Origin of the sequence: Rhodanobacter sp. A1T4, from assembly GCF_014207185.1 — a bacterium.
GTDB lineage: Bacteria > Pseudomonadota > Gammaproteobacteria > Xanthomonadales > Rhodanobacteraceae > Rhodanobacter.
This window is the reverse complement of the sequence record NZ_JACHCP010000011.1, coordinates 155,531-164,309: the sequence shown is the minus strand read 5'-3', so window position 1 is coordinate 164,309 and position 8,779 is coordinate 155,531. Positions and strand designations below refer to the sequence as shown.

Sequence of the window (8,779 nt, the reverse complement as noted above, 5' to 3'; positions counted from 1 at the left end):
CACCTGCTGACGGGTCACCGCGGTGCTCTGGCCCGGCGGGATGGCCTGGATCGACAGGCCGGTCAGCTGGCCGCTGGTGTTATAGGTGAAGGTCAGCGCATCGCCATCGCCGGCCGTGATCTGGCTGAGCTGGCTACCGTTGTAGCTGAAGCGGTAGCTGGCCCCCGTCTGCGCATCGCTCAGTACGGTCAACTGGCCGCTGGCGTTATACGTCTCCTGCTGGCGGTTGGCACTGTCGGTCCAGGTCCAGGTGGAAGCCGCCGTACTCCAGCTCAGGGTGTCCTGGGCACCGCTCTGGCCGGTGCTGACGTACTGACCCGAGGTCGCGTTATAGCTGTAGGTAACCGCCGAGCCGTCATCGTCGGTGCGCGTGACCGTGCTGCCGGCGGTGTCCAGTGTTCCGGTCAGGCCACCGATCGATCGGCTGAAGCCGAACTGCCAGCCCGCACTCCCGCTCAACTGGCCCTGGCTGTTATAGGTGCGCAGGACATCCAGTGACAGGCCGTCGAAGATCAGACCTTCGTCCTGGCTCTCCAGCACCAGGTTGCCGGTGGCGGTATTGACGACCGGGGCCACATTGCCCTGGCCGATCGCTGCCTGCCCTCCCAACCCCTGGCCCAACTGACGCAGTGAACTGTTGTCCAGACCCAGACCATTACCCGATACGACAGCGACCATCGACTTACCCTTGCTTGCACATTGGCGGTGGCCGGTCGTCATGACAGGCCTCATCTAAGTCTTATCTGGTCTGGCGCGGAAAAGTTTAGGGGGGGGGCGAACTGGAGAGACTGGTTTTACAATGCCACGCCATCCACCACACAGGGCAGAGTGAAGATTTTAGGGACCTGAGGGGGAACCCTCACCTTCACTTGGAAAGTCAGCTGGCACGCCCCCCGCCCGATGGTGGACGGACACCCGCATCAACAACGCAACAAAGTCTCTTGCATAGCCTGCGACGTCGAAAAGCCCCGACCGTTGCTTCTGGCGAATCAACTTTTCGCGCACAGCCGTCCGATACGCTGCATCACGCCCATGCCTGATCGCTTGAACCACGAAATCGTCATCTGTACGCACGTTCATTTCGTCCATGCCCAAATGATGGTTCAGGCTGCCAGCCACACGCGTCGCAAATGTTTCGCCGGGTCGCGTAAGCACGGGGCAGTCAGCCCACAACGCATCCGAGGCCGTGGTGTGTGCGTTGTAGTGCTCGGTATCAAGGAACAGATCGGCATGACGGTAGCGCGACAAATAACTCGCGTGCGGCAGTTTTGCCATAAAGATCAATCGGGATGGATCAACCCCCATCCTCCTCGCTGCGATTCGCAAGCGTTCATCCGCCTGCCCCGGTCCCTTCAAAAGCCAAAGCACACTACGCGGTACCTCGCGCAACACGCACATCATCCTCAAGAAGCTGCGCGGATTGATTTTGTAACTCGCGTTGAAGCATACGTACACCGCATCCCCTTCGGGTGGTAGACCACATGCTTCGCGTGAAGGCGGCTCGACGACGGCCCGCGTGCTATCGCTGCACTGATAGCACCGCGGCAGATAAGCCACGGTCTCCGAGAAATACGGCTGCAAACTCTCGGGCAACACGAAGCGGTCAGCGATGATGTAGTCGAAGAAAGAAGCGCCCGTCGTGCCCGGGTATCCCAACCAGTTCACCTGAATCGGCGCGGGTCGATGTGCAAGGATTTCTGGTTGGCGCGCACGACTGTAGCCATCCAAGTCGATGAGAATCTCGATGCCTTCGGCATGTATCAGGCTCGCGGCATCTGCCGCTGAAACGCCTGAAATATCGTGGAATTGATGTGCCGCGGCGGCGAATCGTCGCTTTTCCACGCTGACCGGCTCATTGCTGGTGGAGAACAGATGTGCCTCGACAGCGGACGAACGCAAACGCTCAAATAACGCGGAGGTAAGTACCGCCGTGGGATGCGGACCGAAACCGTGCGATACAAAGCCGACGCGCAATCGCTCCGTGCGAACAGGACCCGGCGACAAATCGAAGCGCCGCGCTCCGACGGCTGCAAGCTTTGATACCCTGGTCTTCGCACAGGCAAGCTCCAGAGCCGCGGTAGCGCCCTCGGATAGAAAGTCGATGGGAGACATGCTTACACGTGAGGCCGCGACCTGCGCCTTCAATTGCTCGCTTAGTACACCCAGGCCATCCCAGTCACATAGCCGTCGCTTCAACGACACCAGTGCCACGAGCAAGCTCATATCACTTGGCATGCTCTGAAATGCGCGCTCGCAGGCATCACGCGCCGCTTCATACGCATTCGTGCTTTCATACAAATGTGCAAGTTGTAGCTGCAATGAGCCATCTCTTGGCGCTATGCGGGACGCTTGTACAAATGCGTCGATCGCCTCGCCATGTTTTCCCTGATGTCGCAGCGCCTCGCCCAGCAATCGCCAACCTGGCAGGGTCTGGGGCGCAGTAACAATGAGCGATCTGGCTCGCCGTTCGGCTTCCTCAAAGCGACCGAGCCGAACTTCACAACGCCCCGCTTCGGCATCAGCACCGATTGCCAGGGGATTTCTGGCTGCCAGCTGGAAGCAGCGAAAGGCCTGTTCATAACGCGCCGCCAGAAACAAGTGACGACCGAGATCGAATAGCGCATCCGTATCGGCAGATACAGAGGACATGGCAACGCCGAGGCGCTCGTCAAACAACGCCGGAAGCATCTGCTCGACCGAGATACCGGCCTGACCCACGACGGCGTCGCGTAGCGCACGAAAGCCTTCAGCCGTCATAGTCCCCGTGATCCCTGTTCGTCCAAGATCGCTTGCGCGCGACCATCGGCAGCTCGCCAAACGTCGTTATAGTGTGCGGTAAAGTGAATCGTTGCTACACCTTTGCTGTAATCGATCCTTGTTGCAATCGATGCGAACGATGGTCAGCGACGTCGCTCAAGGAAACCGTTTGAATATGCACGATCACTCATGCGCACGCTTTTAGTCACCACGGCCAACGAGGCATATGTCCCTTTGCTGAGGGGGCTTGTCGGGTCATTGCAGCAGTTGAACCCGCTCCCATACACCGCACTGGCCTGCTTTGACCTCGGACTCAGCGCAAGCAGTCGTGCATGGATTGAACACTACGCGGCACACGTTGTGACTCCCGACTGGGATCTGCCGGTTGCCGCACAACTTCGAGAAAAACAGCCCGAGCTGCGAGCGCTGACCGTACGCCCCTTTCTTCCCCGGTATTTCCCCGGCTACGACGTGTACCTGTGGATCGATACCGACACCTGGGTACAGGAGCGCTTTGCACTGGAGTGGTACATCGAAGGCGCCTCGCGGGGTGCGTTGGCAGCGACACCACAAGTGCACCACGCCTATCGCCAGACGGTAACAGGCCTTAACTGGCGGATGCAGCGCATGCACACCTATTTCGGCAAGGAAGCGGCGCAGCGATTGATGTGGGAGACCTATGTCAACGCCGGCGTCTTCGCGCTGCCCGCCGGAGCTCCGCATTGGACGATATGGGCCAAGCACTTCAACGCGGGACTGAAGGCAAGCAACGGCATGCTGTGCTGTGATCAGACTGCGCTCAACTACGCAATGTGGACACATCAGCTGCCCTTCCAGCCATTGACTGCACTGTGCAACTGGCTCTGTCATCTGGCCTTGCCTCGCTTCGACGCAAGCACGCAGCGCTTGTGCGAGCCGGCTATACCAGGCCAACCGATCGGTATCGTGCATCTCTCGGCAGATACCAAAGACGTTACGATCGAGGTCGGCACAGAGGGAGGCAGCAGGAAGATGAGTCTTCGCTTTCCCGGCGGAAAACCTACTGTCTAACCAACCGCGTCGTTCGGGAATGTCCCCGGCGTTCCACCGTTGCGTCGATGCGCAGCCATGCGTGTAAGCAAGGAGGCAAAGTCCCGTGCATAAGCTGCCGTGTCGAAATGACCGGACTCCTTGATCTGTCGCGCGAGCCGTTGGCGCATGTTTGCGCGATAAGACGTGTCGAGTCCGTAACGAACTCCCAGCGCAACGAAGGCCTCGTCGTTATCGACATTCAACTCATCCATCCCCGAGTGGTGATTAAGGCTGCCCGCCACCCGCGACGCAAACGTCTCCCCCGGCCGCGTCAATAGCGGGCAGCCTGCCCATAACGCATCGCTCGCCACGGTGTGCGCGTTGTAATACTCGGTATCCAGGAAGAGATCGGCATGCCGATAGCGCGACAGATAGGCGAGATGCGAGAGCCTGTCCATGAATACCAGACGCGATCGATCGATATCCCTGCTTGCCGCTGCTTGTATCAGTCGTTCATCCGCATGCCCTGGCCCTTTCAACAACCACAACACGCCACCTGGCACCTGGGCAAGTACACGCATCATGCGGTCGAAACTGCGATGGTTGATCTTGAAGCTCGCGTTGAAGCAAACGTAAACGATGCCCTCTGGCGGCAGCCCACACGCCTCTCGCGACGGCGGCTCCGGCAGAACCCGCGATGTATCGCTGCATTGATAGCAACGCGGCAAATAAGCAGCCTTTTCGCTGAAAAACGGCTGTAGCGACTCCGGTAATACGAACCGATCCGCAATGACATAATCCATATAGTCAGCACCCGTAGTCCCCGGATAAGCCAGCCAACTGACTTGAATAGGCGCGGATCGATGGGCAAAGACACCTGGCGAACGCGAACGTGAATAGCCGTCCAAATCCACCAGAATGTCGATACCCATCTCACGCACTTGGGTAGCGATGGCTTGCGTGGACATCGTCGAAACATCGTGAAATATATGAGCGGCGGCAGCGATGCGGCGACGTTGCGGGCTATCAGCCGGCGACCGGGTAGAAAATAGGTGTATCTCCAGCGCAGACGACCTCAATTGTTCAAACAAGGATGTCGTCAGCAATGTGGTGGGATGTGCGCCAAAACCGTATGACACGAAACCGACCCTCAGGCGGCCGCTGTCGACTACCGTCCGGGGATTGGCACTCACCACAGCAGACGGCGTCGCGGCAGAGATAGCGCGCGCGCGCGAACGCGCTACCAGCAACTGCTGTTCAGCCGAGGCATCTTCGGCAAGAAACTCGAATGGCGAGATATCCGTAGAACCGCTTGTGACACTGTCGGCCATTTCGCGGGAAAGCGCATCAAGCTCTTGCCAATCGCAAACACTGCGCTTCGAAAAAATCAGCAAATACAGACTGCGCATATCATTCGGATTCAGCAGATGCGCTTGCGCATACTCAATGGCCGCCAATTCAATGTCCTTACTCCTCTCATACATCTCACCCAACTGAAGATGCAGGGAAAATTGCGACGGACTGTGCAGGATCGCTCTGCGCATCGCGTCAATCGCTTCGTCGAGTCGAGTCTGAGCAGCAAGCACATCGCTGAGCAACAGTAGTGCGGGACCAAAGTCCGCACGTCCGAGAAGCACATCTCGAGCAAGCCCCTCCGCAATATCTGGCCGCCCCAGACGCAACTCACATCGACCAAGGTTCACCTTCGCCCCAAGCGCGCGCGAATCCTCCGACGCAAGTGCATAACACGCGCGAGCATGCTCAGTAGCTCCCATCAGGAATAGCTTCCGCCCCAATTCGTTCAACGCGAAAACGTCGATAGCCTCGCCTGACAATGATGTCTGCAAGCTCCGCGCAAAGACTTCCGCAGACATGCCAGTCGGCGACACAGGACTTATACCCGCGATCTGTCCGTAGCAAATTTCAATATCGCTCAGCAAAATTGTCCCCGAACGAACAGCCACACCCAACTGCCCCTTCGGTACACGGAAGCGCAGCACCACGTATCCTTGGAGTCATCAGGTAGGTAGCCCGATACCTCGATAGGCCTACCCAAATAATCTATCCCAGATGGCATGCCATGAGCACGGTCGTACTACAGTCCTATCGCACTACCAACGTTGCACCCTGGATGACGTGCTGTATGCAAACCGTCCGGGAATGGGCTGCGCTTCGTGGCTTCACTTACGAATTCGTTGACGATGCGCTGTTCGACTATGCGTCGCCCCAGCTGCGCGCACTACCTCGCAATTCCATATTACCGCTTACAGATGTCGCGCGACTCGGGTTACTTCGTGCGCGCCTCGCGTCCGATTACGAACGTGCCCTATGGATAGACGCGGACGTCGTGATCTTCCGGCCCGAGCAGTTGCTCGTTGCCGACGATGGCGGTGCAATGCTGTGCCATCAGATCTGGTCTTCACAAGACGCACAGCAGCGACTAGTTCATCGTAAAGGCATCAATAATGCTTTCATGATGTTCAGGCGCGGCCACCCATTACTCGCGTTCTTGCACTACTCAGCCGTCCAATTGTACGGTCACTATGATTCGGCAACCATGCCTCCGACGGCGATCGGCACAACCTTTCTAACAAAGCTCGGCACGCTATTGCCAATCCGGCTTATGCCGAATGTCGCGTGCCTTAGCCCCATGCTCGTTTCGGCACTGGTTCATGGCACTAACACTGAGTGGTTGACCGAACACGCGACCCAATTTGGGCAACCGTTCTACGCCGCGAACCTCTGCCACTCGATGCTGAGCGAAGGGGAAGAGATTGCGCCCCATCGCGAGAAGTTCAGCGACGCTCAGCTAACGACGATGGTTGAAACTCTGATGCATACGCGCGGGCGACAACTGCTCTCCCGTGATGCGTGATCGACATCTACTATATCCGATGACCCTAAACTCCCCGTTCTCTTTGAAACAATGATTAAAAGGGCATTGGCTACATGTACGTGTGTCGGGTCTCGATGTAGCAATCTGTGGTAGTCCACTCCGTCCCCTTTAGCCGTGATTTAACTACCTCCGCCCCCTTTAATTTCCTAATTTCCGGGACAATTTCCAGGCGCTTACTGGTTTGTGCAATTCAGCGATTCGTCGGAAAGTGAGTCAGATCCCGAGATCTTTTTACGCTTTCGCCCCGTGTTGCAAGGCTCTAGCTCGTCGCAAGGCGCTTTAGCATGTCGGTATCCAGCAGGTCACCCAAGGCGATTCCGAGAGCGTCGGCGAGCAGCCCCATGTTGTCGATGGAAACGTTCCGCATTCCACGTTCGACTTCGGAAACATAGGTGCGACTCAGGCCCGCCTGCAGCGCAAGCGCTTCCTGCGATAAATCTTTAAGACGTCTGGCCTGACGAAGGTTGCGCGCGAATACGAGGCGCGGCGTGGCATGGACGGATGCTTTGCTCATGGCGCAAGCATCCATGTAGAAGGAGTTGACGGCTACAAATTATATGGGTATAAATAACAACTATAAGAGACATTTTTATAATAATACAGAACTTCTTGATCTGTATAAGGGTCAGATCATTCACAGGGAGGACCGGCTGTTTCCTTGATGCTGCCGGAGAGATGTGATGAGGGATGCGCGATCTACTGTGTCAATTGCTTGCGAAACGTTGCTGGATAGGTGAGCGGGAGAAAGGAGGGATGGGGGATTACCACATCGGTGCCGGTGCTGCCGCCTTCCTCGCCACTGTCCGGATCATCCGGATCGACATCATGCGCCGGCAGTGCGCCGAGCATCGTGCCCAGGGCGTAATACGTATCGGTAATCAGGGCATGGCCATCGGCGTCGTAGCTGATCGTTTCTTCCACGCCCTTTGAGGCGCCGCCGGTGGTGAGATCCACCGCGTAGTCGGCGCGGATCAGCTCGTCGCGCCCGTCGTAGTAGCTGCGCTGTACCAGTGTGTCACCGGCCGTGCTCACCGTCAGCTGGCTGGTCACGTTGCCGTCGACATCGTAGGTCTGCGCGTACGAATCGGCGGTGTCGGTCACCACGATCTGACCGTTGACCAGCGACCCGGCCGACACCGCTACGCGATTGGCGCCATCGTAGGTGTACCACGCATTCACCGTCGTACCACCCGAGGTGGCGCTCACTTCGCGGCGGTTGCCGGCAGCGTAGGTGTCGGTGATTACTCGCCCTGCATCAACCGCGCTTCTGCCGCTACTTTATAAAACACCCCGGCAGCCTCCGGACTCAAGGGCTCGACTTCGCGTGCAGTCAAAGCACCGATGACAATTTCACCGAGCCGCGAACTATCCTGCTCACCTCGTGTGACGGCAAGCAAATAGTCAAGTTGGTGCTGGATGGAAAGGATCGGCTGACGATCCGGAAAACGTATTAGCAAGCTATCGCATTGCTTCACAGCCATCTCAAACAACTGAATTCTGGATGACATATTTTTACCTTCGCCCGAATTGCGTAGATCGTTCATAAGACGCCAACTATCCTCTGCGTTTCAAATTATAGAGATGCTACTGCGGCAATCTAACCATAAGTTTAGGGCAAAAACTCGCAAAGGCGGATGTTTTTCATTTAAACGATTTTCTCGTTATCAACGAGAAACTATTGCTATGAGTACGTCCAATTTATTTTCGATTCGATCCTTCTGCGCTAACCGAACCAGCGGTCTCTGTCCCAGATAAGCCTGTATTGTCTGGAACATAAAAAGAAGCCGCCTTTCGGCGGCATCTTTCTAGTGAGGGATCTACTTGACGGTCAATCCTCCTTCGAGTTTCGGTGGAACTAGCATCTGAACTTCGAGTGGTCCCTCCTCAGCATCAAGGATGTAGACGCTCTCACCTTCTCCGAGGTTTCCAATTGACTCTTTGATTTTTTCTTGGGCGGTCTTCTCTTTGCGTAGCGCGAACATCTGGGGACCAACAACTTTGGCCCCAAGATCGCGCAAAACGCTTTCCAGAGCACTTAGTCGTTCCGTGCTTTTTGCAACGACAAAGACAAAGACTTGTCCGCGCATTGTTAGATTGAAGTTCTCGATTGCCATA

General features: G+C 56.8%; 9 protein-coding genes. 2 read left to right on the top strand and 7 right to left on the bottom strand.

Annotation, left to right across the window (positions count from 1 at the left end; translation table 11 throughout):
- Positions 1 to 720: DUF6531 domain-containing protein (locus HDE80_RS20085; protein WP_221437739.1), on the bottom strand; the 720-nt coding region annotated here is incomplete at its 3' end.
- A 117-nt stretch (positions 721 to 837) separates the two neighbouring features.
- A complete protein-coding gene (locus HDE80_RS20080) occupies positions 838 to 2,598 on the bottom strand; it encodes a tetratricopeptide repeat protein (RefSeq protein WP_184673810.1) in 1,761 nt (586 codons plus the stop codon).
- A 348-nt stretch (positions 2,599 to 2,946) separates the two neighbouring features.
- Here HDE80_RS20080 and HDE80_RS20075 point away from each other — a divergent pair, with 348 nt between their 5' ends.
- A complete protein-coding gene (locus HDE80_RS20075) occupies positions 2,947 to 3,807 on the top strand; it encodes a hypothetical protein (RefSeq protein WP_184673808.1) in 861 nt (286 codons plus the stop codon).
- Here HDE80_RS20075 and HDE80_RS20070 read toward each other — a convergent pair.
- On the bottom strand, positions 3,804 to 5,768 hold the full coding sequence (locus tag HDE80_RS20070) for a UDP-N-acetylglucosamine-peptide N-acetylglucosaminyltransferase (protein ID WP_184673806.1): 1,965 nt from the start codon (positions 5,766 to 5,768) through the stop codon (positions 3,804 to 3,806). The two genes, HDE80_RS20075 and HDE80_RS20070, sit on opposite strands and share 4 nt — an antisense overlap.
- 80 nt (positions 5,769 to 5,848) lie before the next feature.
- Between HDE80_RS20070 and HDE80_RS20065 the strand changes: the two genes are divergently transcribed.
- Complete coding sequence (locus HDE80_RS20065) at positions 5,849 to 6,643, top strand: hypothetical protein (RefSeq protein WP_221437738.1); 795 nt, start codon at positions 5,849 to 5,851, stop codon at positions 6,641 to 6,643.
- Between the two features lie 280 nt (positions 6,644 to 6,923).
- On the opposite strand, the gene HDE80_RS20060 is transcribed toward HDE80_RS20065, so the two are convergent.
- The 4 genes from HDE80_RS20060 to HDE80_RS20045 all read right to left on the bottom strand — a co-directional run bounded on the left by HDE80_RS20060 (position 6,924) and on the right by HDE80_RS20045 (position 8,778).
- Positions 6,924 to 7,178: a helix-turn-helix transcriptional regulator gene (locus tag HDE80_RS20060; protein WP_184673802.1), complete on the bottom strand. Its 255-nt coding sequence runs from the start codon at positions 7,176 to 7,178 to the stop codon at positions 6,924 to 6,926.
- Positions 7,179 to 7,360: 182 nt separating this feature from the next.
- Complete coding sequence (locus HDE80_RS20055; RefSeq protein WP_184673800.1) at positions 7,361 to 7,870, bottom strand: hypothetical protein; 510 nt, start codon at positions 7,868 to 7,870, stop codon at positions 7,361 to 7,363.
- A 35-nt stretch (positions 7,871 to 7,905) separates the two neighbouring features.
- Positions 7,906 to 8,208: an immunity protein Tsi6 family protein gene (locus HDE80_RS20050; RefSeq protein ID WP_184673798.1), complete on the bottom strand. Its 303-nt coding sequence runs from the start codon at positions 8,206 to 8,208 to the stop codon at positions 7,906 to 7,908.
- Positions 8,209 to 8,481: 273 nt separating this feature from the next.
- Complete coding sequence (locus HDE80_RS20045) at positions 8,482 to 8,778, bottom strand: hypothetical protein (RefSeq protein WP_184673797.1); 297 nt, start codon at positions 8,776 to 8,778, stop codon at positions 8,482 to 8,484.
- Between the last annotated feature and the right edge of the window lies 1 nt (position 8,779).

Bases quoted from the DNA above. Each gene is read 5' to 3' on its own strand.
- HDE80_RS20075 (WP_184673808.1), top strand. From the start codon at position 2,947: ATGCGCACGCTTTTAGTCACCACGGCCAACGAGGCATATGTCCCTTTG.
- HDE80_RS20065 (WP_221437738.1), top strand. From the start codon at position 5,849: ATGAGCACGGTCGTACTACAGTCCTATCGCACTACCAACGTTGCACCC.
- HDE80_RS20060 (WP_184673802.1), bottom strand. From the start codon at position 7,178: ATGAGCAAAGCATCCGTCCATGCCACGCCGCGCCTCGTATTCGCGCGC.
- HDE80_RS20050 (WP_184673798.1), bottom strand. From the start codon at position 8,208: ATGAACGATCTACGCAATTCGGGCGAAGGTAAAAATATGTCATCCAGA.
- HDE80_RS20045 (WP_184673797.1), bottom strand. From the start codon at position 8,778: ATGGCAATCGAGAACTTCAATCTAACAATGCGCGGACAAGTCTTTGTC.